Origin of the sequence: Spongiactinospora sp. TRM90649, assembly GCF_029382225.1 — a bacterium.
Classification (GTDB): domain Bacteria; phylum Actinomycetota; class Actinomycetes; order Streptosporangiales; family Streptosporangiaceae; genus Spongiactinospora.
Window position 1 is genome coordinate 101,464 of sequence record NZ_JARLTC010000006.1, and the last position, 26,529, is coordinate 127,992.

At 69.8% G+C, this 26,529-nt stretch carries 24 protein-coding genes and 1 pseudogene; 10 read left to right on the plus strand and 15 right to left on the minus strand.

Annotated features, from left to right (window positions below):
• Positions 1-152: 152 nt before the first annotated feature.
• Positions 153-1,655, plus strand: coding sequence for a serine/threonine-protein kinase (locus tag P3X83_RS07765; protein WP_277304187.1), 1,503 nt, complete (start codon positions 153-155; stop codon positions 1,653-1,655).
• A 670-nt stretch (positions 1,656-2,325) separates the two neighbouring features.
• Positions 2,326-3,312 (plus strand): alpha/beta fold hydrolase, encoded by a 987-nt coding sequence (locus P3X83_RS07770; protein ID WP_277304188.1) that lies wholly within the window; start codon positions 2,326-2,328, stop codon positions 3,310-3,312.
• Between the two features lie 142 nt (positions 3,313-3,454).
• Here P3X83_RS07770 and P3X83_RS07775 read toward each other — a convergent pair whose 3' ends face one another.
• Together P3X83_RS07775 and P3X83_RS07780 are read right to left on the minus strand one after the other, a co-directional pair.
• The gene (locus P3X83_RS07775; protein WP_277304189.1) at positions 3,455-4,708 is read right to left on the minus strand and encodes a DUF6596 domain-containing protein; all 1,254 of its coding nucleotides are present in this window, start codon (positions 4,706-4,708) and stop codon (positions 3,455-3,457) included.
• Positions 4,708-5,123 (minus strand): annotated as a pseudogene (locus tag P3X83_RS07780) (YciI family protein). The gene P3X83_RS07775 and the pseudogene P3X83_RS07780 overlap by 1 nt, the downstream one beginning before the upstream one ends.
• Before the next feature lie 417 nt (positions 5,124-5,540).
• Here P3X83_RS07780 and P3X83_RS07785 point away from each other — a divergent pair.
• On the plus strand, positions 5,541-6,608 hold the full coding sequence (locus tag P3X83_RS07785; protein ID WP_277304191.1) for a glycerophosphodiester phosphodiesterase family protein: 1,068 nt from the start codon (positions 5,541-5,543) through the stop codon (positions 6,606-6,608).
• 190 nt (positions 6,609-6,798) lie between these two features.
• Here the strand turns inward: P3X83_RS07785 and P3X83_RS07790 are convergent, their stop codons facing one another.
• Positions 6,799-7,269 (minus strand): MarR family winged helix-turn-helix transcriptional regulator, encoded by a 471-nt coding sequence (locus P3X83_RS07790; RefSeq protein WP_277304192.1) that lies wholly within the window; start codon positions 7,267-7,269, stop codon positions 6,799-6,801.
• 14 nt (positions 7,270-7,283) lie between these two features.
• The gene (locus tag P3X83_RS07795) at positions 7,284-8,861 is read right to left on the minus strand and encodes a hypothetical protein (protein WP_277304193.1); all 1,578 of its coding nucleotides are present in this window, start codon (positions 8,859-8,861) and stop codon (positions 7,284-7,286) included.
• A 216-nt stretch (positions 8,862-9,077) separates the two neighbouring features.
• On the opposite strand from P3X83_RS07795, the gene P3X83_RS07800 reads away from it, so the two are divergent.
• Positions 9,078-9,521, plus strand: a complete 444-nt coding sequence (locus P3X83_RS07800) for an ATP-binding protein (RefSeq protein WP_277304194.1) — start codon at positions 9,078-9,080, stop codon at positions 9,519-9,521.
• A 22-nt stretch (positions 9,522-9,543) separates the two neighbouring features.
• On the opposite strand, the gene P3X83_RS07805 is transcribed toward P3X83_RS07800, so the two are convergent.
• Together P3X83_RS07805 and P3X83_RS07810 are read right to left on the minus strand one after the other, a co-directional pair.
• Positions 9,544-10,740 (minus strand): FAD-dependent monooxygenase, encoded by a 1,197-nt coding sequence (locus P3X83_RS07805; RefSeq protein ID WP_277304195.1) that lies wholly within the window; start codon positions 10,738-10,740, stop codon positions 9,544-9,546.
• A complete protein-coding gene (locus P3X83_RS07810; RefSeq protein ID WP_277304196.1) occupies positions 10,737-11,333 on the minus strand; it encodes a PadR family transcriptional regulator in 597 nt (198 codons plus the stop codon). Before P3X83_RS07810 ends, P3X83_RS07805 begins: the two co-directional genes overlap by 4 nt.
• Before the next feature lie 175 nt (positions 11,334-11,508).
• Between P3X83_RS07810 and P3X83_RS07815 the strand changes: the two genes are divergently transcribed.
• Positions 11,509-12,366: a hypothetical protein gene (locus tag P3X83_RS07815; RefSeq protein WP_277304197.1), complete on the plus strand. Its 858-nt coding sequence runs from the start codon at positions 11,509-11,511 to the stop codon at positions 12,364-12,366.
• On the opposite strand, the gene P3X83_RS07820 is transcribed toward P3X83_RS07815, so the two are convergent.
• Positions 12,354-13,013, minus strand: coding sequence for a Pr6Pr family membrane protein (locus tag P3X83_RS07820; protein ID WP_277304198.1), 660 nt, complete (start codon positions 13,011-13,013; stop codon positions 12,354-12,356). The genes P3X83_RS07815 and P3X83_RS07820 overlap by 13 nt on opposite strands.
• 126 nt (positions 13,014-13,139) lie before the next feature.
• Here P3X83_RS07820 and P3X83_RS07825 point away from each other — a divergent pair, with 126 nt between their 5' ends.
• Both P3X83_RS07825 and P3X83_RS07830 read left to right on the plus strand, forming a co-directional pair.
• Positions 13,140-13,433 carry a metalloregulator ArsR/SmtB family transcription factor gene (locus P3X83_RS07825; protein WP_277304199.1) on the plus strand — a complete coding sequence of 98 codons (294 nt, stop codon included), beginning with the start codon at positions 13,140-13,142 and terminating at the stop codon, positions 13,431-13,433.
• A complete protein-coding gene (locus tag P3X83_RS07830; RefSeq protein WP_277304200.1) occupies positions 13,430-13,816 on the plus strand; it encodes a VOC family protein in 387 nt (128 codons plus the stop codon). Before P3X83_RS07825 ends, P3X83_RS07830 begins: the two co-directional genes overlap by 4 nt.
• Before the next feature lie 281 nt (positions 13,817-14,097).
• Here P3X83_RS07830 and P3X83_RS07835 read toward each other — a convergent pair whose 3' ends face one another.
• The 7 genes from P3X83_RS07835 to P3X83_RS07865 all read right to left on the minus strand — a co-directional run bounded on the left by P3X83_RS07835 (position 14,098) and on the right by P3X83_RS07865 (position 20,880).
• Positions 14,098-14,394, minus strand: a complete 297-nt coding sequence (locus tag P3X83_RS07835) for an MTH1187 family thiamine-binding protein (RefSeq protein WP_277304201.1) — start codon at positions 14,392-14,394, stop codon at positions 14,098-14,100.
• Entirely contained in the window at positions 14,391-14,732 is a 342-nt protein-coding gene (locus tag P3X83_RS07840; protein ID WP_277304202.1) for a hypothetical protein, read from the minus strand. The genes P3X83_RS07835 and P3X83_RS07840 overlap by 4 nt, the downstream gene beginning before the upstream one ends.
• 18 nt (positions 14,733-14,750) lie before the next feature.
• Positions 14,751-15,428, minus strand: a complete 678-nt coding sequence (locus tag P3X83_RS07845) for a uracil-DNA glycosylase (RefSeq protein WP_277304203.1) — start codon at positions 15,426-15,428, stop codon at positions 14,751-14,753.
• 119 nt (positions 15,429-15,547) lie between these two features.
• Complete coding sequence (locus P3X83_RS07850; protein WP_277304204.1) at positions 15,548-16,453, minus strand: carbohydrate ABC transporter permease; 906 nt, start codon at positions 16,451-16,453, stop codon at positions 15,548-15,550.
• The gene (locus tag P3X83_RS07855; RefSeq protein ID WP_277304473.1) at positions 16,450-17,667 is read right to left on the minus strand and encodes an ABC transporter permease subunit; all 1,218 of its coding nucleotides are present in this window, start codon (positions 17,665-17,667) and stop codon (positions 16,450-16,452) included. Before P3X83_RS07855 ends, P3X83_RS07850 begins: the two co-directional genes overlap by 4 nt.
• A 516-nt stretch (positions 17,668-18,183) precedes the next feature.
• A complete protein-coding gene (locus P3X83_RS07860; RefSeq protein WP_277304205.1) occupies positions 18,184-19,512 on the minus strand; it encodes an ABC transporter substrate-binding protein in 1,329 nt (442 codons plus the stop codon).
• A 93-nt stretch (positions 19,513-19,605) separates the two neighbouring features.
• Entirely contained in the window at positions 19,606-20,880 is a 1,275-nt protein-coding gene (locus tag P3X83_RS07865) for an ABC transporter substrate-binding protein (RefSeq protein ID WP_277304206.1), read from the minus strand.
• A 131-nt stretch (positions 20,881-21,011) separates the two neighbouring features.
• Here P3X83_RS07865 and P3X83_RS07870 point away from each other — a divergent pair, with 131 nt between their 5' ends.
• The 3 genes from P3X83_RS07870 to P3X83_RS07880 are packed head-to-tail and all read left to right on the plus strand — an operon-like array spanning position 21,012 to position 24,597.
• Positions 21,012-21,518 carry a PadR family transcriptional regulator gene (locus tag P3X83_RS07870; RefSeq protein WP_277304207.1) on the plus strand — a complete coding sequence of 169 codons (507 nt, stop codon included), beginning with the start codon at positions 21,012-21,014 and terminating at the stop codon, positions 21,516-21,518.
• The gene (locus P3X83_RS07875; protein ID WP_277304208.1) at positions 21,515-22,297 is read left to right on the plus strand and encodes an ABC transporter ATP-binding protein; all 783 of its coding nucleotides are present in this window, start codon (positions 21,515-21,517) and stop codon (positions 22,295-22,297) included. The genes P3X83_RS07870 and P3X83_RS07875 overlap by 4 nt, the downstream gene beginning before the upstream one ends.
• 5 nt (positions 22,298-22,302) lie before the next feature.
• Complete coding sequence (locus P3X83_RS07880) at positions 22,303-24,597, plus strand: FtsX-like permease family protein (protein ID WP_277304209.1); 2,295 nt, start codon at positions 22,303-22,305, stop codon at positions 24,595-24,597.
• Between the two features lie 28 nt (positions 24,598-24,625).
• Here P3X83_RS07880 and treS read toward each other — a convergent pair whose 3' ends face one another.
• A complete protein-coding gene (treS, locus tag P3X83_RS07885; protein WP_277304210.1) occupies positions 24,626-26,311 on the minus strand; it encodes a maltose alpha-D-glucosyltransferase in 1,686 nt (561 codons plus the stop codon).
• Between the last annotated feature and the right edge of the window lie 218 nt (positions 26,312-26,529).

Below are 26,529 nucleotides of genomic sequence, written 5' to 3' on the forward strand. Positions count from 1 at the left end.
TCATGCCGACCTTCGCGTCATGCCGATCTTCGGGTCCGGCCGATCTTCGGGTCCGGCCGGGACCCGTGTGGCAGGCTGATGCCCGTGAGGACGCGATTATGCGCTGACCCCGCTGGTGGCCGCCACGGCGCGACCACCGGCCAGGGCCCGACATGAACCTCGTCGCAGGCCGTTACCGCCTGGTGGCACAGCTCGGGCAGGGCGGCATGGGCACCGTCTGGCGGGCCGTGGACGAGCTGCTGCGGCAGGAGGTCGCCGTCAAGGAGGTGCGCCTACCGTCCGGCCTCGACCAGGCCGCCCGCGCGGAGCTGATCGAGCGCACCCTGCGCGAGGCCCGGGCCGCGGCGCGGCTGCGCTCCCACCCGTCGATCGTCACCGTTCTCGACGTCATCATGGACGGCGGGCGGCCCTGGATCGTGATGGAGCTGATCAACGGCCGCTCGCTGGACCAGATCCTGCGCCAGGATGGGCCGCTTCCTCCGCCTCGCGCCGCGTGGGTGGGGCAGCACATACTCGACGCGCTGATGGCCGCGCACTCGGTGGGCGTGCTGCACCGCGACGTCAAGCCCGCCAACGTGCTGATCACCGAGGACGGCCGGGTCCAGCTCACCGACTTCGGCATCGCCACCGTCGCCGGGGACGTGGCCCTCACCCAGACGGGCCTGCTCAACGGCTCGCCCGGCTACGTCGCCCCCGAACGGCTGCGCGGCGACCCCGACGGCCCGGCCGCCGACCTGTGGTCGCTCGGAGCCACCCTCTACACGGTGGTGGAGGGCGCCCAGGCGTTCTCCGGCGACAACGCGCACGCGCTGATGGCCGCCGTGCTGATGCGCGAGCCCGCGCCCGCCCGGCGGGCCGGGCCGCTCGCGCCCGTGCTGGCCGCCCTGCTGGAGAAGGACCCGGAGCGGCGCTGCACCGCCGAACAGGCCGCGCTGTGGCTGCGGTCCGCCGCCCGGGGCGACGCCCCCGAGTCGGTGCCAGGGCGTGCAGGCCGGGCATCCGTGGCCAGGCGTGAACGCGGCCGGGCGCGCGTGGCCAGGCGCCGCCGGGCCGTCCTGCTGGGCGGGACCGCCGCCGCGGCGCTGGGGGTGGTCGCCGCCCTGCTGATCTGGGTGAACACGCGGGCCCTGCCCGGCGACCGGCTCGCCAGCCCGACCGCGACCGCCACACCCGTGGTGGCCGCCTCCTCGGCACCCGTCGCCGCACGCCTGTTCCGCACCCAGCCCAAGACCTGCCCGTTGCTGACCAACGCCCAGGCCCGCGCCCTGCTCGGCGGGACGGCGAAGCGCACGTTCCTGGCGTCCACGCGCTGCCAGTGGGTGAGCCCGATCAGAGCGACCATCATGCTCACCACGTACCGCACGCCGACGGTCAAGGGCTGCCAGGCCAACTTCGACGGCATGGTGACCCTGGCGAAGGACGAGAAGCAACGCCACCCCAAGACCCGCCTCCGCGCGGGCCGCACGGCCGGGCACCGCACGTACGCGTACACGCGCGTCGCCCCTGACCATGGGGCGGGGTTCCATCGCTCGCTGTCGGTGTTCTGCGTGACGAACGTCCTGGTATCGGTGGACTACTGGGGCCCCCGACCGGGCTACACCGTCGTAGACCGCACCACCCAACACGTCACCAAGGCCCTGACCGCCCCCCACTGACCCACCATGGCATTACCCCGCCTCCGGCGGTGTCCTCGCTGCGCTCGGTCGTTCTTCTTGGGCCGGGCTCGCGTCCCAGCAGGTCACCTGGACACTCCGCAGGAGTCGCCACGTCACCGCGAAGCCGTCTCACGCGTCCTCGCCGCCTCTAAGACCGACCGTCTCACCCGCGACCAGGAGCGCCGCTCTGTCGGTCCCCGCGCCGGCGTCCTGGGCCGACACCGCGAGCCGTACGCATCGCTCCGTCGTAGCCGCCTGCCGTCCGAGACCTGGGCCCCGGCCCGGCCGCCTGGATCCTCCCCGAGGGGCGCTAGACCACTGTCCTGCCATCTACGCGCCCACCTACCCTGCTACGCCCGCCCAGACCTGCCGCCACGGCGGCCCTCGCTGTCAGCCGTCCAGGTCTCCAAGGGCCGCCACGCCACCAGCCCGAGGTGTCGCCTGCGGAGCGCTGCCCGTCTAGGCCTCGCGCTGCCGTCCCGCCGAATCCGCGATCCGCACGCCTTACCCCGACCGCCTTCGTCCCCGGCGGGGATGCGCAGGACGACGCCTCCGGCAGGTCACATCAGGTCACGCGGTTCGGCGGATGGCAGCGCGCCGTGCGAAATGGTCGTCTACCGTGCATGCGTAGCGTTAGCATATGAACACTCTTAGTGTTCGTGGAGGTCTCATGCCGCTGCTCCCGCGCGGATTGGCCGTGTTGCTCGGTGTCTGTCTCACCGGGGTTGTGGCGGCCTCCGTGCCCGCCGTGGCGGCGCCCGCCGACGCGCCCGATCCGCTCGCCACGTTGCCCACCGCGACCGCGCACGGGCTGCTGTTTCCGGAGGAGGCTCCACCGGGGGCCAACGACTGGGCGTGCCGTCCGTCGTCCGCTCACCCGGAGCCGGTGGTCCTCGTGCACGGCACCTTCGGCAACTCCTACCAGGCGTGGCGTTACATGGCGCCCGAGATCGCCCGCGCCGGGCACTGCGTGTTCACGCTGAACTACGGCGCGGGGCGCGGCGATCCGGTGAAGGGGACCGGTGACATCCGGGCCTCCGCGCGTGAGCTGGCGCGGTTCGTCGATCACGTCCGCGACGTCACCGGCGCGCGACAGGTCTCGATCGTCGGCCACTCCCAGGGCGGCATGATGCCGCGCTGGTATCTCCGCCGCGAGGGCGGCGCAGACCTCGACGACCCGTCGCGCAACAAGGTGGCCCGCCTGGTCTCCCTCGCCGCGACCCACCATGGCACCTCGATCAGCGGTGTCATGACGATCACCTCGGCTCTGGGCGTCGCCCCGGCGGCCGGGGCGCTGCTCGGCGAGGCCGTCGAGCAGCAGGCGGCGGGCTCGTCCTTCATGAACGAGCTGAACCGCGAGGGCGACACCGTGCCGGGCGTTCACTACACCGCCCTGGCCACCCGGTACGACGTGGTCGCCACGCCGTACCAGGGGTCGTTCCTGACGGCCGGCCCCGGCGCGACCGTGCGCAACATCCTGCTTCAGGACGGTTGCCCGCTCGACCTCACCGACCACGTCGCCATCACCTACGACCCGCGCGCCCTCCACTTCGTCCTCAACGCCCTCGATCCGGCCCGTGCCGCGACCCCGGAGGGTCGTGCCGCGCCGTGCCCGCCGTTCGCCCCGGCGGGCGGCGTCCCGCTCACCCAGCTTTAGGGCATCACCGAGTTCTAGGCATCACCGAGTGGATGGAGCATCCCAACCCGGCCGATCACCCACGACCATGGCGACTCGCGATCGTTCCGGGCGGGCGATGATCGTCGTGCTCGGCATCGGCCTGCCGTCCGAGCTGGGGAGGTCAGCTCAGCATGGCCGCCTTGCACAACAGCACTGAGCGTTCGCGCTGGTTGGCGCACAGCCGGGCCGCCAGTTCCAGTTCGGTGCGCGCTTCTGATCGCCGTCCGAGCCGGGCCAGCAGTTCACCGCGTACGGTCGGGATCAGATGCGAACCGGGGAGCCGGTCCAAGGCGATCAGCTCGTCCACGATGGCCAGGGCTTGCGCCGGGCCCGACGCCATGGCAACGGCGACAGCCCGGTTGAGCTCGACCACCGGCGAGGGCGCAACCCGGCCGAGTGCCTCGTAAAGGACCACGATCCGATCCCAATCGGTCGCCTCGACCGAGGGTGCCGACGCATGGGTGGCCGCGATCGCGGCCTGCAGACCGTAGGGGCCGAGACCGCGCGTCGATGCCTTGGCCAGCGCGGCCAGCCCACGACGGATCGCCGAGAAGTCCCACCGCCGCCGGTCCTGCTCCTCCAGCAGGACCGGCGAACCGTCGGGACCGGTCCGGGCCGGGAAACGCGCGGCCGTAAGCTCGCACAACGCCAGCAGTCCGTGCACCTCCGGCTCGTCCGGCAGCAGCGCGGCCAGCGTACGGGCCAGCCGGATCGCCTCGTAGGCGAGGTCGGGGCGCAGCAGCCGGTCGCCCAACGTGGCCGTCGACCCCTCGGTGAAGATCACGTAGATGACGCTGAGCACACCGCCCAGCCGCTCCCGGCGCTCGGCGGCGGACGGCGGTTCGAACGGCACCCCGGCCGCCGCGATCGTCTTCTTGCCCCGAGTGATGCGGGCCTGCACGGTCGGCACGGGCACGAGGAACGCGCGGGCGATCTCCTCGCTGGACAGGCCGCCGACCACGCGCAGCGTCAGTGCCACCCGGGCCTCGGGGGAGAGTACCGGATGGCAGCTGACGAACATCAGCGCCAGCACGTCGTCATCGATCTTGTCGGGATCGATTTCTTCGTCGAACGCCGAGTCGACCGCTGGAGAGCCGGCTGCCAAGTCGGACGCCAGCAGGGCGTATCGGTCCCGCAGGGTGGTCCGGCGGCGGATCGCGTCGATCGCCCGCCGCCGGGCCGTGGCCATCAGCCAGCCGGCCGGATTCATCGGAGAGGCGAGCGACCACGACACCAGCGCCTCGGCCACCGCCTCCTGGGCAGCGTCCTCGGCCAGCCCGAAATCCCCGGTGAACCGGGTCAGCGCGGCGACGATCCGCGCCGACTCGATCCGCCAGACGGCCTCGACATCGGCCTCGACATCGGTCCTGCCCATCAGATCCTGCCGTTGCTCTCGCGCCCAGCCCATTCCTTGATGATCACTCGTTGACCTGCGGGACCTCGTCACTCCCGCGCACCCGCCGGATTTCGATCTTGGACCCGGGGGCCGACGGGACCCGCTTGGCCCACTCGACCGCCTCCTGTTTCGAGGCGACGTCGAGCAGGAAGAAGCCCCCGAACAGTTCCTTGGTCTCGCCGTACGGACCGTCGGTGACCACCGGGGCCTCGCCGCTGAAATCGACCACGACGCCCTGCCCCGGATCGTCGAGCCCTTCCGTCGAAAGGAGAACGCCGGCCTTGACCATCTCCTCGATGATCTGGTGGGTCCTGGCCATCATCTCGTCGATGTCGGCCATCATGGCCGCCTTCGACTCGTCGGTGCATCGCATGATCAGCAGGTACTTCGACATCGCGCTCTCCTCGTCCGGCGGGGCCGCCTCTCGGCCCTCGCACCCACACGTCGAACGAGCGGTTCGCGGATCGACACGGCCCCGGAGAAATTCTCTCGCCGTGGCGCGGCCGATTCCTCCGACCCGGCTTTCGCCCGTCAGAGCGGTCCCTGGGCGGTGGCTGACGGGGATACCCGCTGATCAGAAAGCCTATCGTCGCATCTTCGGATCTTCTGGAGGCGGCCACGCTCACCCGATCCAGAAATTCATTCGGGACGCGCTCAGTGACCACCGCGTAGAGCCTGCGCTGGGCGCACCGGCTTCTCGCTGGAAGGGTTCCGTGAACGTTCATGGGCTGCTCACACCATCGTCCCGGACAAGGGCCGCCGGGTGATCTAGCGTCGCCGGACTGTAGAGCCCGAATGAGTGGAGCCTTCAGTGAAACTTCGCCATGTCCTGGTGAGCCTGGTGATCGTGCCCGCGCTCGCGGTGCCGGCCACCGCGCACGCTTCGGCGACCCGTGATCCCGGTCTACTGCCGCAGAAGACCCATTTCGACCTCCAAGCCCACCGCGGTGGCATCGGCATGACGACAGAGGAGTCGTTGGCGGGTTTCGCCAAAGCCCTGCGTCTTGGGGTGAGCACCCTGGAGCTGGACACCCAGGTCACCAAGGACGAGAAGGTCGTGGTGACCCACGACCGGCGGGTCAGTTCAACGAAATGTCGTGACACCGCACCCGTTACGCCCGGGGACCCGACGTATCCGTACGTCGGTAAGTTCATCAAGGACCTGACCCTGGCCCAGATCAAGACCATGGACTGCGGCTTTCAGCGGCTGCCCGGGTTCCCGGAGCAGGAGGTGATCTCGGGTTTGCGAATGGCCGAGCTCAAGGACGTACTGGACCTTGTCCGGCGCAACCGCGCCCGCCAGGTCAGCCTGAACATCGAGACCAAGGTGGAGGCGGGCGCGCCGCACGAGACCGCGCCGCGTGAGTTGTTCGTCCGCCGGGTATTCGAGGAGATCCAGGCGTCGGGGATCGAGAAGCAGGTCACCATCCAGTCCTTCGACTGGGGCGCGCTCATGGAGATGCACCGCCTGGCGCCCGCCTGGCCGCTGGTCGCGCTGACCAACTACGACTTCCTACAGGTGGGCAGACCCGGCGCGTCCCCGTGGCTCGGCGGGATCGACGCCGACGATTTCGGGGGGGACTTCGTGCGGGCCGCCGCCTCCATCCCGGGCGTCACGGCCCTGTCCCCCGTGTACGGCTTCCCGCAGAACGGGAAGATCGGCGACCCGGGCTTCCGCTTCTACGTCGACACGACGATGGTGGCGGCTGCGCACGCGCGCGGTCTCAAGGTCATCCCGTGGACCTGCGATGACCCCGCCACGATCGAGGCCCTGATCGACATGGGCATCGACGGCATCATCACGGACTACCCGAACTGGGTCCGCGAGATCATGGCCGAGCGCGGCATGCGGCTGCCGAAGGCCTACAAGGCCTCCTGACCGCGAGGGCGAGCTCGCGTCCTTGGCCCCGCCTTGCCCGAGACCACCCAGCTGTGCGGGCTGCTGGACGACAAGGTCACGAGACCGAGATTCGCGCCGCCAGCCCTCAGTCACCACGTGTCCCGTGATGGGGTGATCACGGGATCGTCCGGCGTCCACGAAGGGAGCCGAGCGGGGGATTGACCAAGGATCAACCGCGAGGTTTTCGATCGGCTCTGGGCGGTGGGACCAGACCGGCTTGCGTTGACTCGCGGAGGAGGGAGCGGAGGCGGCTGAGGAGGTCGTCGGTGTTCTCGATGCCGAATGCCGAGTTGATCCGTTGTTGGGCGGCCTCCCAGTGGGCGTGGCCGTCGGCGAGGCGGGTGGCGCCCTGGGGGGAGAGGCGCACCATGCGGCGGCGGCGGTCGCTGCCGGTCTCGGTGGTGAGGAGGCCGGTGCGGACCAGGGCCTCGACTTCGCGTGAGCAGGTGGTGCGGTCCAAGGCCAGGCGGGCGGCGAGGTCGGTGATGGTGAGGGGGCCCTCGGCGTCGACCCGGGAGAGGATCGAGTAGCCGGTGGCACGGAGCCCGGCCGCGCTGAGGGCGCGGTCGTAGAGGCGGACGACTGAGCGGGTGGTCATGCGCAGGGTCGTGCAGACGCAGGGGGTTTCGACCGGTTCCACGAGGGTGAATGTATTTACACGGATCTTCCTTGGTCAATCGGGGCGCGTTCTTCGCTGGAGGTGGTGAGCCCCCGCAACTCCTCGTCGAGGTCGCGGACATGCCGGTTGTCCGCCCATGGCCGCAACCGCGCCCGGCTCTGCTGAATGCGGCGCACCAGCCGGTTTGAACTGTGGGTCGTGGCGATCGTGACGGCTTCGCGAATCTTGAGGCTGGCCTCGCGGATGTCACGCCTGGCGATCAGCGCGTCGGCGTGCACGAGGTGGGCGTAGGCGCGGTCGAGGTTGCGCAGCCCCCGGGAGGCGAGGGTCCGCTGAACCGACGCGATCACGTCGTCCAGCTTTCCCCAGGTGAGCAGGCAGTCGGCGGCGCTGCGGTCCACGGCGCCCGGCGACCACCAGTAGAGATAGGACGGATTCGCCTGCGCGCGAGGTGCGGCGGCGAGCTGGCGCGCGGAGGCGAACATCTGCTCGCTGGACGGGGTGTCGCCGTTCATGGCGAACGCGCGGGCCATGTCCATCGCGCACACCGACCGCACGGCGTGGCTTGGACTGCGACGGCCCCATGTCGTCGCCGCGAAGGCGTGATCGAGGGCTTGGCCGATCTTCGCCTCGTTACGGTAGGCATTGCTGGCGCAGGTATGCAGATAGGCGAGAAGTGTGGGATCGCCGATCGCGTGGGCGGCGGAGATGCCGTCCTGGAAGTGGCGCTGCCCCTCGGCGAACTCCAGCAGGTCCGCGTGCAACCAGCCGGTGAGCTGGCACAGCTCCGCGTAGCAGCGGGTGAGCCGGTCGCGGGTCGCGGGCATCAGCGACCCTCGGTCGAGCAGGTCGGCCACGACCCCGCGCTGGGCGGTCGCGACCGGGAGCACCGACTTGGGGCCGACCGCGTCGTCCAGGCTGCGGCATCGGGCGATCACCTTCTCGATCGCGGTCATCGCCGATCCATCGACGCGCCCGCCCGATCGCGCGACATTCGACAGCCGCTCCTGTTCGTGCGGTGAGAGGTGGCGCAGCAGCGGCACGGCGGGCACTCCACCGAAGACCATGGCCGCCTCGAACAGCAACTCCCGGCGTTTCAAGTCGGCCTCCTCGGCCCTGACGGCACGGAGTAGCTCGACCCCGCCGTCGGAGGACGAAAGAGCGGGCGGCGGAACCGGCCTCTGGTGCATACCCGTCGTGTAGGGGGTGGAATCGCATCGTCCATGGACGGCGCGGTCGATCAGTTCTCGGTCGCCGGGGCGGTAGGTGGCATAGACCTCGTCGGTGAGCAGGTTGCGGGCGGCGGTCTGGTAGATGCGCGCGAAGATGGCCAGGCTTCGCGCGGGCGGTCTGCGGCCCGTCCGCGGCCATCCCTCGTAGTCGTACAGACGGCCGACCCGCAGGGTCGCCGTACCGGCCGGGTCGAGCACGTTGTGCGCGGAGGTGACCTCGGCGGCCGTGTGACCGTGGACGTAGCGATAGAGCCGCAGCGGGCTGACCTGGTGGTCGAGCGCCAGCACCGCGGCGATCTGATCGACGCCGAAGCCCTGGGCGCGCAGTCGCTCGCCGCGCCGGCGGCATTCGCCGAGCACGCGGATGCTCTCACCGCTCATCACCGCTCTCCGTTCGTTCTCGAACTCAGTGTCGCATACATAGAGTAGTCGAGCAAACGCAAAGAGTGGAATCGGTTTCCGGGTCTGGAGTCATCTCCTCCAATCGGCATGGTCAAGCCGCAGGTCATCGCAGGAGTCATCACCCTGTGAGGGGCGGGGGGCCGATCGCGTCGCGCGATGGGTCACCGTGGTGATCCCCATCACGAGGAGGTCCCATTGACCCCTGACGTCCTGCCCCAGCAGATCCGGGAGATGATCCGGCTCTGCCCGGGCGGCATGACCTGGCGGCGCACATTCCCTGGACGGCTGGATCAGGTCGCTTCGGCGCGCGTGTTCGTCGGCTTCCTGCTCGCCGACTCCGCGTGCCGGGAGGACGCCGAGCTGATCGCGTCCGAACTTGCCGCGAACGCGGTGCGCCACACCGGCAGCGGCGAGCCGCGCGGAACGTTCATCGTCGAGGTCGCCCGCTCGGTCGGATCCCTGCGGATCGCGGTCTACGACTGCGGGCGTGGGGGAGCGCCGGTCTGGCCCGATCGCGACTCGCCCGGGTGGTCCGGCCACCGGGGCCTCGCGATCGTGTCGGTTCTCGCCCACCGCTTCGGGCATCGCGGTGATGACGAGCGCGGCCACATGGTGTGGGCCCGCCTCCCCGACGGATGATCCGACGGATGAGAGGCGACGGTCAGGCGGTGACGCGGGCGTCCCAGTCGATGTGGTGACGCTGCTCGGGGCCGAGCGTGCGCTCCGGCGTGAGGAACGTCTTGGTGGCGAGTGGCATCATCAGGCGCATCATCGTACGGCCCACGGGACCGAGGGCCTTGCTGTTGTTGATCTTGGTGGCCCGTTCGGCGACGGACTCGACCCGGTCGCGCCGGAGCCGTTCGTACGCCGCGAACGCGCTCGGCACGTCGGGCAGGTCGCGCAGGCAGCGGGCCAGCTCCACCGCGCCCTCCGCCGCCAGTGACGCGCCCTGGCCCGAGCTGGGGGAGGGGGCGTGCGCGGAGTCGCCGACCAGCGCCATCCGGCCCCGATACCAGTGCGGCAGCCTCGGCATGATCTCGACCGTGCCGAGCACCACCAGCTCGTCGGGGTCGGTGTGCCGTACGAGGTCGCGGCCGGGGGTGTCGTCGGCGTAGACCTCGGCCAGACGGCGCAGCCACTCGGCGGACGGCACGGCGCGCGCCTGCGCCGAGGTCATCGGCTGCTCATGCGGGAGATTGCTGAACCAGGCGGTACGCCCGTCGGCCTGTGGCCAGTAGCCGAGGAAGGCCCGGCTGCCGAACGCGAAGTACGTGGTGGCGGGGTCGTCGGCGACGGCGATGTCCGCCGCCGCGCCGAAGTTGAGCAGCGGGACGTGCTTCGGCGCGGGAGCCCGCGGGTCGATGAGCGTGCGGACCGTGGAGCGGATGCCGTCCGCGCCGATCAGCACGTCGGCGGTCGCAGACGTGCCGTCGGCGAAGCGGGCCGTGATGCCGGCGCGCGTCTCCTCGGCGTCCACGACGCGCTTGCCGTACTCGATGCGCACCTCCTCGGCGAGCGCGTGGTCGTGCATCGCGCGGTAGAGCGCCGAACGCCACAGCGCCTGGCTGGGCGGCAGATCGCTCAGGCCGCGCAACACGCCGATCGGCCTGCCCGCGCCGTCGGAGATGACCGTGCGCGTCATCGGACGGCCGATGGCCTCGACGGGCTTGTCCGCGCCGACGACACGTAATGCGTCCAGTCCGTTCGGCGCGATGGCCAGGGGAGCGCCGAGGCCGTCGGCGCTGTTCGGATACGCTTCGTAAACGGTTGATTCGATGCCCGCCCGGCGCAGCGCCATCGCGGTCACGGGCCCCGCGATGCCGCCGCCGATGACGAGCGCCGTCCTTGCTGCTGTCATGTCCTGCTCCCGAACTCCTGCTTCCAGGTTTCGATGTAGTCGGGCCGCCGTAGCGACTCGATGAGACGGGTGATGAAGCGCTGCTCGGCGTCGAGCACCGCGAGCCGGTACTCGTCCTCCACCAGGAAGACCCAGGCGACCCCGTCACGGGTGGCCCCCTCGACGGTGGCCCGGATCTCGGCGGCCTCGGCGTCCAGTGCCGTGAGTCGCTGCCCGAGCAGATCCGCCGCTTCTTCGGGGTGCAGCACGCTCAGCAACGACAGCGCGACGCCGAACTGCGGATACTCCTCCCGAGGCACGGCCACCAGCTCGCGCATCCAGTCGTAGAGCTCGGTCCGCCCGGCGTCGGTCAAGGCGTAAACGGTCCGCTCGGGCCGCTGCGTATCCCGCACCGTCTGCCGCTCGACCACGAACCCGGCCTTACCGAGCTGTTCGACCACCATGTAGAGCGACCCCCGGTTGTACTTGATGTGGCGGTCCTGCCCACTCTCCTTCAACCGTTTGCCCAGCTCATAGGGGTGCATCGGCTCCATCAGCAACCATGCCAGCACGGCCAGCGCCAACGGATTCGACACCTTGCGGCGCTTCTCCACTCCATCTCCTCTTATTTGGTTGATATCAACTATCAAGCATCAATTAGTCAGTGTCAACTATCCGGCGATCGGGTTATCCACAGGGGGAAGTTGTCCACAGAACGTGGTTCGGGGGGAGCGGGGGTGGGAAAACGCGCGGATCCTTGCGCTATCGCTGGTGCGAAGGGAGCACGACGTGCAGATCACATTTCCGCTGCCGGGGGAGACGAGATCGGTGTTCGTGGTCGCGGCGGGCAGGGTTCCGCGCACTCTGGGGCCGATGGTTCCGTGGCGGATGCGTGGGTTGTACCGCCGGGCGGCGGTCGAGGCGTTGGGGGCCTCGCGGCTGTCGATCCGGGTCTGGCGGGTAGGGGCGTCGCCGTGGCGAGGGTTAGGGACCTGGCTTTCGGACGGGGAGGAGCCGGAGCAGGCCCGCGTACGGCGGGCGCGGCGTCACGTGGTGGTGGCCGGTTCGGCTCCGCTCGCGGCCCAGCCGGGTGCGGCCCAGATGGCCAGGGCGACGGCCCGCGCGGTCGCGGGCATGTGCGACGGCGTGCTCATCGACCCGCTCACCGCCTCCACCATCTTCAACTGTGACGACTGCCCCGGAGAGCGATCGTCCTTCGCGCTCGCCGACGACTGGCTGACCTGGCGTCACGCCGGGCCGTCCTGTCTGTGCGCCTTCGCCGCTGAAGACGCCGGTTGTCCTCACGTGGTCAGCCGGGGCCTGCGCAGGTTCGGCCTCCCGGAGATCGTCGCGGAGGGCGCGGCGTGCTCGCACGCCCTGTGCACATCTGATTTCCTCCGCTCGGTCGCCGAGATCCTGCTCCACCAGCACTTCGACTGGCTACGCCGACATCCGGCCGCCGCCAGCTGTACGATCGGCGACCGGCTTCTGGTCGACGACATGGTCATCCGCCTGTCCTGGCTCGGGCCGCGCGGGAGTGTGCGCGGGCGGCTGCAGGTCGATGTCGTCCCCTCCGTCGCGCAGTGCGTCATGGTCGGCGACACCTCGCCGTTCGCCGTCCGGCCGTTGCGGCTCTACGGCACCTGAGACGAAGTGACCTGGGGTGACGGCTCCGCCGCCACCGGCCGAAGGGAGATCAGCCTGTGCAGTCCGAGCAGCGCGTAGCCCAGCGCGGCGAAGCCGAATCCGAAGAAGACCACCTGCACCGCCAGGCCGTCATAGCCGATGACGTCCACGTTGACGAACGGGTACGGATAGCGCTTGGGCGTTCCCGGGGCGAGCAGCGCGCCCCTGATCAACACGAAGATCACATAGAGCGCCGGGTAGGCCAGCCACAGCAGGGGCGCGCTCCAGCGCGGTCGCTGGTCTCGATCCGTGGTCACCCAGTCGGCCAGGGCCATGGCCGGGGTCGCATAGTGCAGCAGCAGGTTCCCCAGGTCGCGCATGTCGCCGGCGTCGCCGTCCGGGATCAGGCGCAGCGGGCTCGCCCCGTTGCCGAGGATGAAGTGCGCCACCAGTGCGGTGATCACCAGGTACAACACGATCGCGCCGCGCAGCGTGCCGCCGTCGTCCCGATGGCCGGACAGTCGCCAGGCGTAATGGGCGGTGAACGCGATATTGCTCTGCACGGTGAAGTAGATCGGCGGATCGAGCGGATGCACGGCCCCGAGCCAGGTGAACACCAGCCCGGCGATCGCCGTCGCCACAAGCAGCCCTCGCCAGAGCAATCGCATGCCCTAGACGGTACCGACGGCACCCGCCCACGCCTCCCGGCAAAACCTGCCACGCTGCCACCCGCCGTCGGGCAACACTCACCGCCGACTTGATAGGCAAGTCGCCACTTGCCTATTGTGGGCGGTGTGGTGGAAGATGTCTTCAAGGCGCTCGCCGACCCCACTCGCCGACGCATCCTCGATGAGCTGGCGGAACGGGACGGCCAGACGCTGTTCGAGATTTGCGGGCGGCTGCTGTCCGAGCACGGCCTGGATCTCACGCGCCAGGCGATCAGTCAGCACCTGGCCGTCCTGGAATCCGCGGATCTGGTCCGGTCGCGGCGTCAGGGCCGCTACAAGTTCCACGATCTCAACACCGAACCTCTTCAGCACATCGTGAATCGATGGCTCACACCCAAGACACCGGAGGACACCCCATGAGGATCCATCTGTCCAACGTCTTCGTCGACGACCAGGACAAGGCCCTGTGCTTCTACACCGACGTGCTGGGCTTCGTGAAGAAGACCGAGGTTCCCGTGGGCTCGGACCGGTGGCTGACGGTCGTCTCACCGGAAGACCCCGAAGGAACCGAGCTCCTGCTGGAGCCCGACGGCCACCCGGCCGTCAAGCCGTACAAGCAGGCCCTGGTCGAGGACGGCATCCCGGCCGCCGCCTTCGCCGTGGACGACGTGCCGACTGAGTTCGAGCGGCTGCGCGGGCTGGGGGTGCGCTTCACCCAGGAGCCCCTGGAGATGGGCCCGGTCACCACGGCGGTTCTTGACGACACCTGCGGCAACCTGATCCAGATCGTGCACCACAAGTAGCACCTGCTTGCGGGGGGCTCGCGCAGGCCATCGTGGTCGTCAGTCGGTCGGTCGGCCGTGCGGTTGGCGGGAGCCTTCAAGCGATGGCGGCGCTGCTGGGGCGGCGGATGCTGAGGTGGGGGTCGTGATCTGCGTAGACGCGCTGCCTCTCGCTGCCGTGCTCCCGCCGGACCGCCTACCCCACAAGTCTCACTGCAGCGAGGCCCATTTGGTGTGGGTCGGCTGGTGGTGTGGGCCCCGGCCTTGGGAGGTGGGGTTTGCGGGCGGCCGGGGGTGGGTGGTTAGTCGGCGGTGAGGTGGTGTTCCAGGGATTGGAGCTTGGTGGTCATGGCGTCGGTGGTGCCGGGGCGGACGTCGGCCTTCAGGACCAGGCTGACGCGGGGGGCCACCTCGGAGACCGCCTCGACCGCGCGCTTCACGACGTCCATGACCTCGTCCCACTCGCCTTCGAGGGTGGTGAACATGGCGTCGGTGCGGTTGGGCAGGCCGCTTTCGCGGACCACGCGGACGGCCCTGGCCACCGGCTCGGCGACGGCCTCGCCGACGCCGAGCGGGGTGACGGAGAAGGCGACGATCACTGGTCCTCCTCCTCTTCCTCCTCAACCCCTTCGGCCACCTCGACGCTGAGCACCGCCTCGCGAGGTTCCACCTCGTCGATGTGATCGGTGAGGGCGAGAACGTGGTCGGGCTGGATGAGCCACTGCAACGCGCTCGCCCCGGTCTCGTCGGTGGTGATGCCGGCGGCCTGCTCCAGGAGCTGTGCCTCGCTCAGCCCGGCGTCCGAGCCGCGCAGTGCGGCCAGGGCCGCGGCCTGGAGGGCGTCGATGTCGAGCACCTCGACCGTCAGCTCAAGGGTGATACGCAGCTTGTGCTCGCCGTCCGCTTCGATGTCCACGGCGGAAAAGTCCCCGTTCATAACGGAAACCCTATGCGGTTACGGCAGTTTCCACTCGACAGGCGTGCCGCCCTGCTTCTGCAGCATCTCGTTGGCCTGGCTGAAGGGGCGCGAGCCGAAGAAGCCGCTGCGTGCGGACAGCGGGCTCGGGTGGGCCGACTCGACGGCCGGGACCTGGCCGAGCATGGGGCGCAGGTTGCGCGCGTCGCGGCCCCAGAGGATCGCGACCATCGGCTTGTCACGGGCGACCAAGGCCTGGATCGCCTGCTCGGTGACCTTCTCCCAGCCCTTGCCCCGGTGGGAGGCGGGCTTGCCCGGCATCACGGTGAGCACCCTGTTGAGCAGGAGCACGCCCTGCTCGGTCCACGAGGTGAGGTCGCCGTTGGTGGGCGGGGGGTAGCCGAGGTCGGCCATGTACTCCTTGTAGATATTGACCAGGCTTCCCGGCAGCGGGCGCACGTCGGAGGCCACGGAGAAGCTGAGGCCGATCGCGTGGCCTGGCGTGGGGTATGGGTCCTGTCCGACGATCAGTACCTTGACCTCGTCGAACGGCTGCTGGAAGGCCCGCAGTACATGGGCTCCTGCGGGGAGGTAGGAGCGCCCGGCGGCGATCTCCTGGCGGAGGAACTCACCCATGTCGGCGATCGCGTCGGCGACCGGCTCAAGGGCGTTCGCCCACCCTGCTTCGACGACTTCGTGCAACGGACGTGCGGCCATGTCCGCAAACTCTAGTGGCCCTGAACAACGGGCGCGTCGGCTATCCGGAAAACGATCAAACCGCCGCAAGGGCGCCCGCCCCCCTCGAAGGGGCGCCCTTGCGAACGGCCTGAGCGGGGCTATTTGACCGAGCCGGCCATCATGCCCTGGACGAAGAACCGCTGGAAGGCGAAGAACAGGACGAGCGGGATGATCAGCGACAGGAACGCGCCGGGCGCGAGGATGTCGACGTTGGTCCCGAACTGCCGCATCTGGGACTGCAGTGCCTTGGTCATCGGCTGGTTCGCGGTGTCGGCGAAGACCAGCGCGACCAGCAGGTCGTTCCACACCCACAGGAACTGGAAGATGCCCAGCGAGGCCACCGCGGGGGCGGCCAGCGGGAACACCACCGTGGAGAAGATCTTCCATTCGCCCGCGCCGTCCATCCGCGCGGCCTCCAGCAGTTCCCTGGGGATGCCGACGAAGAAGTTGCGCAGCAGGAAGACGGCGAACGGCAGGCCGAACGCCACGTGGAACAGCACCACGCTGAGGATCGAACCGGAGATGTTCAGCAGGCCGTACAGCCGGGCGATGGGGATCAGCGCGATCTGGATCGGGACGATCAGCAGCGCGATGACCACCAGGAACAGCACGTCACGGCCGGGGAACTCCATCCAGGCGAAGGCGTAGGCCGCCATCGCCGCGATGCCGATCACCAGCACCGTCGCCGGGACCGTGATCATCACGGTGTTCCAGAACGACGCGGTGAAGCCGGTGGCCAGCAGGTTCGAGTAGTTGTCGAGGGTGAGTTCCGCCGGTTTGGTGAAGACCGTCCACCATCCGGAGGAGTTGTTGGCGGTCTCCTCGCGGATCGACACCACCAGCAGTCCCAGCGTGGGGAGCAGCCAGAACAGTCCGATCACGATGAGGAACACCTGCAGGAGCCCGCCGCCGACGCGGTCGGTGATCCGGCTGGCGATGCCCCGCGACGGGGCGCCCGCGTGCGGGGTCTTGGGCGACTCGGCGGGGGGTGCGATGGGCGTCATCGGCCCTCCCTCCTGAACCGGCGGATATTGATGATCATGAATGGCAGCACCAGCACCAGCAGGAAGATCGCCAGAGCGGAGCCGAGGCCCTGGTTGTCGCCGCCGCCGAACGAGACCCGCCACATCTCCAGCGCGATCACGTTCGCCTGTGGTTGCACCGATCCGGGTGCGATGACGAAGACCAGGTCGAACACCTTCAGAGTGTTGATGATCATCGTGACGAAGACGACCACCAGCACCGGCGAGAGCAGTGGCACGGTGATCCGCCGGAACACCTGCCATTCCGTCGCGCCGTCGATCCGGGCCGCCTCCAGGGCGTCCCGGGGGATGGCGGCGAGGCCGGCCGCGATCAGCACCATCGCGAACCCGGCCCACACCCAGATGAACGCGCCGATGATGGCGGGGGTGATCAGCGCCGGGCCGAGCCAGGTCACCCCGTTGAAGGACGCGGTGAAGTTGTCCTTCGGCAGCCGCAGGGTGTAGGTCCCGGCGGGCAGGTCGGCGATCGTGAAGCTGCCGTCGGCGGCGGTGGTGGCGCTGCCGGCCACCGTACCGTTCTGTACTGCTTCGACAGTGACGCCCGGCATGCCCTTCTCGTTACCGTCGATCTTCCCGGCGGTTCCGCCGCCTCCGGGGGTGAAGTCCAGCCACACCGTGCCGCTCAGGCCGCCGGTCGCGGCCGGGGCGGCCTTGGCCGGTGCGGCGTCGGACGGCAGGGCCTCCGGCTTCAGCGCGACCAGCGGCACCAGCGCGGGCTGGCCGACGGCCACCGGCTGCCGCGTCAGGACGGCCCCGTTCTGGACGGCATGCGCCTCGTCGTTCGGCCGCGGCCTCGCGCCGGGGTATCCGCCGCTGGATGAGAACACGTCCTGCACGGTGGTGATCACCGCGTTGGCCACGCCCTTGTCCGGGTCCTGCTCGTAGACCAGCCGGAAGATGACGCCGGAGGCGAGCAGGGACACGGCCATGGGCATGAAGACGATCAGCTTGAACGCTGTCGCCCAGCGGATCCGCTCGGTCAGCACCGCGAAGATGAGGCCGAGCGTGGTGACCAGGATGGGGGCGACCACGACCCAGATCAGGTTGTTCCTGATCGTGGTGAGCATGCTCTGGTCGGTGAAGATGTCGGCGTAGTTGCCCAGGCCGACGAAGGTGCCGCCGGTCCGGTCGAACAGGCTGCGGATGATCGAGTAGACGATCGGATAGATCACCATCGCCCCGAGCAGGACGAGGGTGGGGAGCAGGAAGAGAACCGCCACGCGGGGGGCGGGACCGAGCGTCCCGCTCTTGCCACCCCACTTCGCCCCAGAAGCGGGGGCGGGGCTACCACTGTCAACGGGGCCACCGCGGGTGGCGGGGGAACCGGTGGAAGCGGGTCCGGTGCCGGCGGGTCCGTCGCCTGTGGCGGGGGCGTCGTCGGCGTCGGGCACGCCCCTGGTGCCGGCTGTATCGGCGGGAGCCGGGGTTCCGCCGGTGTGAGGGGTGCTGTCGGCAGCGGGCCGGCCGCCTGCGCCAGGCGCACTGTCGGCGCTGGGGCTGCCAGCGGTGGTGGGGGCGTCGTCTTTGGCAGGCCCGCCGGTGGTGGGGGTATTGCCGGGGGCGGGGTCGCCGGTGTTCTGGGGGGTGGCAGGCTGGTCGTTTGGCTGCGGCTCGGAGGTGGTCCCGCGGGCGGCTTCGCCGTTCCGCGGGTCCTGCGGGCCGTCTGACCGGTCGGTCACGGCCTTCTCCTCTTACTTCCAGGCCTTGGCGGCCTCGGCTTCGAGCTTGCTCTGGATGCTCTTGGCGTCGGACGGGTTGCGCAGGAAGTCCTGGAGAAGCTTCCACTCGCCCTTGCCGTCGGTGCCGCCGAAGGCGCTCGGCGCGAGGTCGGACATGTCGTACCGGACCGACTCGCCGGCGTCGATGATGGTCTGGCCGAGCGTCTTGGCCAGGTCGGTCGGGTAGTTGTCCGGGGAGACGTTGCGGTTCGGGGACAGGTAGCCGGGGAGCTTGGCCCAGACCGATCCGCCCTCGGCGGAGGCCAGGTAGGCCAGCAGCGCCATCGCGCCCTTGGAGTCCTTCAGCGCCACGGCGACGTCACCGCCGAGGACGACCGGGGGAGTGTCGCCCGCCTTGGGGAAGGGGAAGAACTTGGCGCCCTCGCCGACCTTCGCGCCCGACTCCTCGGCCGAGGCGGCCACGAAGTCGGCCTCGATCACCATGGCGGCCTTCTTCTGGCCGTAGACCTTCGTCACGCACGTCGGGAAGTCGGTCTGCAGCGCGCCGGAGGCGCCGTCGAGCACGAACTCGGGCTTGCCGATGATCTCGGCCATCTTCTGCAGCGCGGTCGTGACCGTGGCGTCGGTCCACTTCAGCTCGTGCTTGGCGAGCTTGTCGTAGTTCTCCGGACCGGCGGTGGACAGGTAGACGTTCTCGAACAGGTCGGTGAGGGTCCAGCCGGAGGCGCCGCACAGTGAGAACGGCGGCACGCCGGAGTCGGCGATGGTCTGCGCGGCGCTGACGAGCCCGGCCCAGTCGGTGGGCGGCTGCACGCCGGCGTCCTCGAAGGCGGAGGAGTTGTACCAGATCAGGGACTTGTGGGCGGCCTTCACCAGCACGCCGTACACCTTGCCGTCGGCGGAGCCCAGCTCCTTCCAGTACGGCGTGTAGTTCTTGTCGATCTCCGCCTGTACCTCGGAGGTCAGCGGCTTGAGCGCGTCCTGGTCGGCGTACTGCTGCACCAGGCCGGGCTGCGGGAGGATCGCGACGTCCGGCGGGTTGCCGCCCTGGATGCGGGGGCCGAGGTAGGCACCGGTGTCCTCGCCGGTGGAGGCGTAGGTGACCTTCGCCCCGGTCTTCTCGGTGAACGCCTTGAGCACGGTCTCGAAGTTGCGCTGTTCCTCGCCGGTCCACTTGGCCGCCACCTCAAGGGTGACGCCCTCCAGGGGCTTGGCCGCCGCGGGGGCGCTGCTGCTCGCCTGTGACGCTCCGGGCTGTGGCTGGGCCTGGCCACCGCCGCCGCACGCGGCCGCGGCGAGCGCCAGCCCTGCCACCACTGCCAGGGCCTTGGCACTACGCATCGTGTTACCTCCTGTGTTCGGAGCGTCTCTCCGGGTGACGATAAAGGGGTTCGGGAAGAGTTAGGGAAGGGAAGGTCCGCCAGGCCCTGATGGTTACCGGGCCTTGATGATCTCGGTCAGTTCGGTTTTCATGGACGCGGCTATGTCGCCGCTGTGCTCTTCGAACGGTGGGGTGAGCGCCCGCGACACGGCGCTCGCGATCGTCAGGCTCACCTGGTCGTAGTCCGCCGACACCGGCCGGGGCTGCGCGGTGAGGATGGCCTTCTTCAGCACCGGCAGGTAAGGGAACCGCCGGATGAGCTCGGGATCGTCGTACAGTTCGGCCCAGACCGGTGGGGACGAGCCTTCGGTGAGCACCCGGCGCTGGGTTTCCAGGCCGGTGAAGTAGCGGATGAACGCCAGGGCGGACCGCTGCTTCTTGGAGTAGGAGCTGATCGCCAGGTTGTAGCCGCCGAGCGAACTGGAGCCGGGGCCGTCGCGACCGGGCAGCCCGGTCACCGCGAACTTCCCGCCGACGCCGGACTTGGCGGCCGAGCCGTAGGCGTGCGGCCAGTTGCGGGCGAACAGCAGCCGCCCCTCCTGGAACGCCAGCCGTGACTCCTCTTCCTTGTAGGTCAGCGCCTCGCGGGGGATCCAGCCTTCGCGCAGGCCCTGCTGGAGGAAGCCGATGGCGGCGCCCGCCTTGTCGACGTCCATGGTGACGCGCGTGCCGTCGGGGTCGGTGATCTCCTTGCCGCCGGCCGACTGCAGGGCCTCGGCGAAGTTGACCGTCAGGCCCTCGTAGGCGAGGAACTGCCCGGCGTATCCGCCGATGTCGTGACGCGTGCTGAGCTTCCTGGCCTGCTCCCGCAGCTCGGCCCAGGTCGTGGGCGGCCGCAGGTGCTCTTTGTCCAGGATGTCCTTGCGGTAGTACAGGAGCCCGGCGTTGCTGGAGTACGGCACCGCCCAGAGCCTGCCCTTGTAGAGGGCGGTCTCCACGACGGGCGGGAGGAAGCGGTCGAGCGGGAACATGCTCCGCTCCAGCGGGATGATCCATCCCGAGTCGGCGAACTCGGCGGTCAGGATGACGTCGAGGGCCAGCACGTCGTAGCGGTCGCTCTTGGCCTGCAGGTTGGCGACCATCTGGGCGCGCTGCTCGTCGGCCGCCTCCGGGAGCGTCAGGAGCGTGGCCCGCTCGGCGGGGTGCTCCCGGTTCCACCGGTCCAGCAGCGACTGCAGGTATGCGCTGCCCTCCCGGCCGACGACGAGGGTGATGGGGCCGGTTCCCGACCCGTCGCCCGTCGCGCGGTCGTTCTCCTCACCCGGCCCCGCGCACCCGGCCAGCAGTAAGGCCGTGAGCGTCAGCGCGATGATGGCCGGGCGTTGCACGTGGACCCCCAGGTTTCGAGGTGGTTACATGCGTGTTAGGTAGATGCATGCATGTTATGCACGACTGTAATGTGGACGTCAACCGGTCTTCCTGTAACGCTCGCGTAACGAGCACTTCGAGGAGGTGAGGCGTGCGGCTTCCGCTGCTGGCGCTGCTCGCGAAGGAACCTGCCCACGGGTACGAGTTGAAACAGGCGCTTGAGCAGACGTTCGGCCTGGCCTACCCGTCGCCCAACATCGGGCAGATCTATGTGACGCTGGGCAGGCTGGAGAAGGACGGCCTCGTGCGGGCCGTCGGCGTGGAACAGTCCAACCGGCCGAACAAGAAGGTCTACTACATCACCGCGGCCGGCCAGGAGGCCGTCGCGACGTGGGTGGACGAGCCGACCGAGGGCCCGAGAGTTCGCGACGAGTTCTTCATGAAACTCGTCATCGCCCCGCTCACCGGAATCGCCGACCGGATGGCCCTGATCAACCGGCAGCGCAGGCACTACCTTGGCCTGATGCGCGACCTCAACGACCTGGCCGAGCGCACCGATCCGGGCAACCGGGTGGCCCACCTGCTCATCGAGGGGGCCATGCTGCACCTGCAGGCCGACCTCGACTGGCTCGAACGCTGCCAGGAGGAGCTTCTGTGAAACGGACGGCGCCCACGACGCCGATCAAGCTCGCCAAGAAAGAACCCGTGATCAGGACCGTCAACCTCTCCAAGATCTACCCCAACCGGGGCGTCCCGGTGCCCGCCGTACGCGGGGTGGACCTTGAGGTGGGCGACGGCGAGTTCGTGGCGATCATGGGACCGTCCGGATCCGGCAAGTCCACGCTCGTCCACATGATGGGCGGCCTGGACACCAGCACCGGAGGGGAGATCTGGCTCGACGGCCGGCGCGTGGACACGCTGTCGGAGAGCCGCCGCGCCGTGCTGCGGCGAGAGAAGATCGGTTTCGTGTTCCAGTTCTTCAACCTGGTCGCCAACATGACGGTCGCCGACAACGTGGAGCTGCCCGCGCTGCTGTCCGGCGTCTCGCCCAAGGAGGCCAGGTCGCGGCGGGAGTACCTGCTCGCCGAACTGGGGCTGGCCGAGCGGGCCGACGCCTCGCCCGCCATGCTGTCCGGCGGAGAGCAGCAGCGGGTGGCGCTGGCCAGGGCGCTGTCGAACCGCCCGAGCGTGCTGCTGGCCGACGAGCCGACCGGCAACCTCGACAGCCGCAACACCCGCGACGTGCTGCGCCTGCTCGGCGAGGTGCACAAGGAGGGGCAGACCATCGTCATGGTGACCCACGAGGCGCGCGTCGCGAGCCTGGCCGACCGGGTGGTGTGCCTGGTCGACGGGCAGATCGTCGACGACGGCGCGATCTCGCGCCCGCGGCGCCGTCCGGACGGTGCCGTCGGAGACGTGGTGGACCTCGGGGGATAGCGCAGTTGACCACTTACCGGGTGCCCGCCAGGTGGATCGCCGCCGACCTGCGAGCACGCTGGGGCCAGTCGCTGCTGGCGGTGCTCGCCGTGGCCGGGATCGTGACCGCGCTGATCACCGCCGCCACCCTCCTGGAGGAGGGCACCAACCCCTGGCGCGGGCTGTTCACCCAGACCGACGGCGCGCACGTGTGGATCCACGCCCAGGACACCGTGGCCGGGAAGGGCGAGGACGTCGCCGCGCTGCGCGGGCTGCAGGGGGTGACCGGCGTGGCCGGGCCGTACCGCAGCGCGCCGGTCACGCTCGCGAACGAGGGGCGCAACGCGCCGCTGGCGCTGCGGGCGCTGCCCGCCAAGCCCCCGGCGATCGCACACCCGGTGCTGCACGAGGGCCGCTGGCTGGACCCGGCCGATCCCGACGGCGTCGTGCTGGAACGGTCGTTCGCCGAGGCCGAGGGGCTGCGGCCGGGCAGCCCGTTCACGGTGACCGCGCTGTCCGGGCAACGACACATCCTGGCCGTGGCCGGCATAGCCGAGACCGCCGAGCAGGGTTTCTACCCCGAGTGGACCCCCGGCCTGGCATGGACCCTGCCTGAGACGCTCGACCGCGTCGAGCCCGCGATCGGACGCAGCCAGTCGGTGATCGGCCTGCGGCTGGGCGACCCCGACGCCGCCCGTATGGTCGTGCAGGGCGCGGTCACCCAGCTCGACGAGCGGGTGCTGCGGATCTCAACCTGGCGCGAGGTCCGCGAGGCGATGATGCTCGACAACCGGCTGCTCGGGCTGTTGCTCGGCCTGTTCGGGACGGCCGGGCTGGTGGCGGCGGCACTGGCCGTCGCCAACGTGGTGGGCGGCCGGGTGCTGACCCAGTCACGCGACTTCGCCACGCTCAAGTCGCTCGGCCTGACCCGCGGCCAGGTCACCGGCATGCTGGTGGTCGAGCACGGCGGGCTCGGCCTGCTCGGCGTGGGCTCGGGCCTCGCGGCGGGCCACCTGGTCACCGCGCTGTCCCTGTACGGGGGCGGCGGGCCGCCGCTGTCCCCGATGTCCACGCTGGGCATCACGGGCGGCTCGGCCGTCGTGGTGGTGCTCGCGGCGGCGCTGCCCGCCTGGCGCGCCGGACGCACCCCGCCGCTCCCGGCGTCGCCGGTCGCCCCGCCGAGCGGGCGCCTGTCCCGGCTGGCCAGGCTCGCCCTGCTGGTACGGCTCCCGCCCGCCCTCGTGCTCGGCGCCCGTGACGCCTTCACCCGCAGGCTCCCCGCGCTGCTGACCACGTTCGGCGTCGCCATCCCGATGGCGATGATCACCATTGGCCTTGGCTGCTGGGCCAGCCTGGACAACTTCCTGCGCCACCCCGAGCAGGTCGGCCAGGCGGCGGCGCTGGTGGTCAAGCCGGGGCGGCTGCCCGCCAGCTCGGCGGAACAACTGATCAAGGCCGACCCGGCCGTCAGCCGCATCTACCCGGGCACCGACGTGGACGCGCTGGAGCCGGAGCAGACCCGGACGGTCCTGGCCAGGGCCGTGGGCACCTCGGCCGAGCCGTACCCGTTCGAGGTGGCCGAGGGGCGGATCTACGCCGACAGCGGCGAGGCCGTGGCCGGGCAGGGCCTGCTGGACATGATGGACGCCAAGATCGGCGACCGGGTGCGGGTCACCGTGAGCGGCAGCGTGCTCATCCTGCGGATCGTCGGCCGTGTGGTGGAGCCCGAACAGGACGGCAAGGTGCTGTCGTTCGGCATCGACAGCCTGGCCCCCAAGGACGCCGTGCCGCCGGAGTTCTACAGCGTGGTGCTCAAACCCGGCTCCGACGCGACCCAGGTGGCCGATCGGCTCCAGGCCGCCTCCCGGCTGGAGCTGGAGGTGCGGCGGGTGGTCAACCCGGCCGAGCGCCTCGCGGTGATCAGGGTGGTGATCGTGGCCCTGACCGCGGTGCTCGCGCTGCTCGGCCTGGCCAACCTGCTCACCGCGAGCGCGGTGGGCCTGCGCGACCACGCGCTCGACCTGGCCGTGCTCAAGGCCATGGGGCTGACCCCCCGGCAGGTGACCGCGACCCTGGTCACCGGCACCGGCCTGCTGGTGCTGCTCGGCGTGCTCGCCGGGACGGCGGCGGGCGCGTCCGTGGTCGCCTGGCTGGTCGACCTGCAGGGGCACACCAGCGGGGTGGGCGCGGGCATCGGCCGCACCCCGTCGATGCTCACGCTGACGCTCGCCGTCCTGGTCGCGGTGGGCGCGGCCCTGCTGGTCACGCTGATCCCGGCCCGCCGCGCGGCCCGCGCCCTGATCCCCGTCGCCGTCCGCTGAGGGGCGTCCCCGGCCGATCGTGGACCGGTTAGCGAATCGTGAACCAGTAGAAGCCGTGGCCCGGGAGGGTCAGCATGTACGGCATCTCGCCGACGACCGGGAAGGGGACTCCGCCGCTGCACTCGATCGGGGTGGAGCCGGCGAAGCGCCGCAGGTCGAGTTCCACCGGCTGGGGGTGCTTGGACAGGTTGTTGACGCACAGCATGAGGTCGTCGCCGTCCTCGCGGACGAACGTCAGGACCGCCGGGTTGGAGGACCACAGCTCGCTGTAGGCGCCGGTGCCGAAGACCGGGTGCCTGCGCCTGATCTCCAGCATCTTCTTGGTGAAGTGCAGCAGCGAGGCCGGGTTCTTCTGCTGGGCCTCGACGTTGACCGCCTGGAAGCCGTAGATCGGGTCCATCACGGCGGGCAGGTAGAGCTGGCCGGGGTCGGCGCGCGAGAAGCCCGCGTTGCGGTCCGGGCTCCACTGCATGGGGGTGCGCACCGAGTCGCGGTCGTCGAGCCAGATGTTGTCGCCCATGCCGATCTCGTCGCCGTAGTACATGACCGGCGAGCCGGGCAGTGACATCAGCAGCGCGGTGAACAGCTCGATCTGGTCGCGGTCGTTGTCCAGCAGCGGCGCCAGGCGTCGGCGGATGCCGAGGTAGGCCCGCATCCGGGGGTCCTTGGCGTACTCGGAGTGCATGTAGTCGCGCTCTTCCTCGCTGACCGTCTCAAGGGTCAGTTCATCGTGGTTGCGGAGGAAGATGCCCCACTGCGCGTTATCGGGGATCTTGGGGGTGCGCGACATGATCTCGGAGATCGGCTCGCGGGTGCCGCGCCGTACGGCCATGAAGATGCGCGGCATCAGCGGGAAGTGGAACGCCATGTGGCACTCGTCGCCGCCCACGGTAGGGTCGCCGAAGTACTCCACCACGTCCTCGGGCCAGCCGTTCGCCTCGGCCAGCAGCACCCGGTCGGGGTAGAGGCGGTCCACCTCGGCGCGGACCTTCTTCAGATAGGCGTGCGTCTCGGGCAGGCCGCTGCACATCGTGCCCTCCCGCTCGAACAGGTACGGCACGGCGTCCAGCCGGAACCCGTCGATGCCCAGGTCGAGCCAGAAGCGCAGCACCTCCAGCATGGCCTCCTGCACCGCCGGGTTGTCGTAGTTCAGGTCCGGCTGGTGGTGGAAGAACCGGTGCCAGTAGTACTGCTTGCGCACCGGGTCGTAGGTCCAGTTGGACTCTTCCGCGCCGACGAAGATGATCGGCGCGTCCGGGAAGCGCTCCGGATCGTCGGACCACACGTAGAAGTCGCCGTACGGCCCCTCGGGGTCGTGGCGCGACGCCTGGAACCACGGGTGCCTGTCGCTGGTGTGGTTCATCACCAGGTCGGTGATGATGCGCAGGCCGCGCCGGTGGGCCTCCTCGATCAGCCGTACGAAGTCTCCGAGATCGCCGAAGTCCGGAAGGATCTTCATATAGTCGGCGATGTCGTAGCCCCCGTCACGCAGCGGGGACTCGTACAGCGGGAGCAGCCAAAGGCAGTCGACTCCCAGCCACTCCAGATAGTCCAGCTTTTCGATCAGCCCGCGCAGATCGCCGGTGCCGTCGGCATTGGAGTCCTTGAACCCGCGCACCAGGACTTCGTAGAAGACGGCGCGCTTGTACCACTGCGGATCCGCCGAGACGAAGCTCTCGGAAACCGGTTCCGGGCAGGGGGATGCATCAATCATCGCTCGCTCACAGTGCAGGGAAGGGCAGAACCAGATCACCGGTGGGCCCGGATGGGTTATGTGGGTGAGCGCGCGTCGCGTGGAGCGGGTCATCCCCGTGCTCCATGCCCTTGCCGGGCCGAATTTGTGATTCGGTCCGTTCGGCGCCGCGCTTTCCCGGCACACACTAGCAGCGGACAACCCCTGGTGAAGATGGTTATCAGGGGTGCCTTCCTGAA

Excerpts from the sequence above, each read along its gene's own strand:
- P3X83_RS07775 (WP_277304189.1), bottom strand. The coding sequence starts at position 4,708 with ATGGGCAGGACCGATGTCGAGGCCGATGTCGAGGCCGTCTGGCGGATC.
- P3X83_RS07805 (WP_277304195.1), bottom strand. The coding sequence starts at position 10,740 with ATGACAGCAGCAAGGACGGCGCTCGTCATCGGCGGCGGCATCGCGGGG.
- P3X83_RS07765 (WP_277304187.1), top strand. The coding sequence starts at position 153 with ATGAACCTCGTCGCAGGCCGTTACCGCCTGGTGGCACAGCTCGGGCAG.
- P3X83_RS07850 (WP_277304204.1), bottom strand. The coding sequence starts at position 16,453 with ATGACGCCCATCGCACCCCCCGCCGAGTCGCCCAAGACCCCGCACGCG.
- P3X83_RS07840 (WP_277304202.1), bottom strand. The coding sequence starts at position 14,732 with ATGAACGGGGACTTTTCCGCCGTGGACATCGAAGCGGACGGCGAGCAC.
- P3X83_RS07820 (WP_277304198.1), bottom strand. The coding sequence starts at position 13,013 with ATGCGATTGCTCTGGCGAGGGCTGCTTGTGGCGACGGCGATCGCCGGG.
- treS (WP_277304210.1), bottom strand. The coding sequence starts at position 26,311 with ATGATTGATGCATCCCCCTGCCCGGAACCGGTTTCCGAGAGCTTCGTC.
- P3X83_RS07855 (WP_277304473.1), bottom strand. The coding sequence starts at position 17,667 with ATGGTGATCTATCCGATCGTCTACTCGATCATCCGCAGCCTGTTCGAC.
- P3X83_RS07860 (WP_277304205.1), bottom strand. The coding sequence starts at position 19,512 with ATGCGTAGTGCCAAGGCCCTGGCAGTGGTGGCAGGGCTGGCGCTCGCC.
- P3X83_RS07795 (WP_277304193.1), bottom strand. The coding sequence starts at position 8,861 with ATGAGCGGTGAGAGCATCCGCGTGCTCGGCGAATGCCGCCGGCGCGGC.
- P3X83_RS07830 (WP_277304200.1), top strand. The coding sequence starts at position 13,430 with ATGAGGATCCATCTGTCCAACGTCTTCGTCGACGACCAGGACAAGGCC.
- P3X83_RS07845 (WP_277304203.1), bottom strand. The coding sequence starts at position 15,428 with ATGGCCGCACGTCCGTTGCACGAAGTCGTCGAAGCAGGGTGGGCGAAC.
- P3X83_RS07770 (WP_277304188.1), top strand. The coding sequence starts at position 2,326 with ATGCCGCTGCTCCCGCGCGGATTGGCCGTGTTGCTCGGTGTCTGTCTC.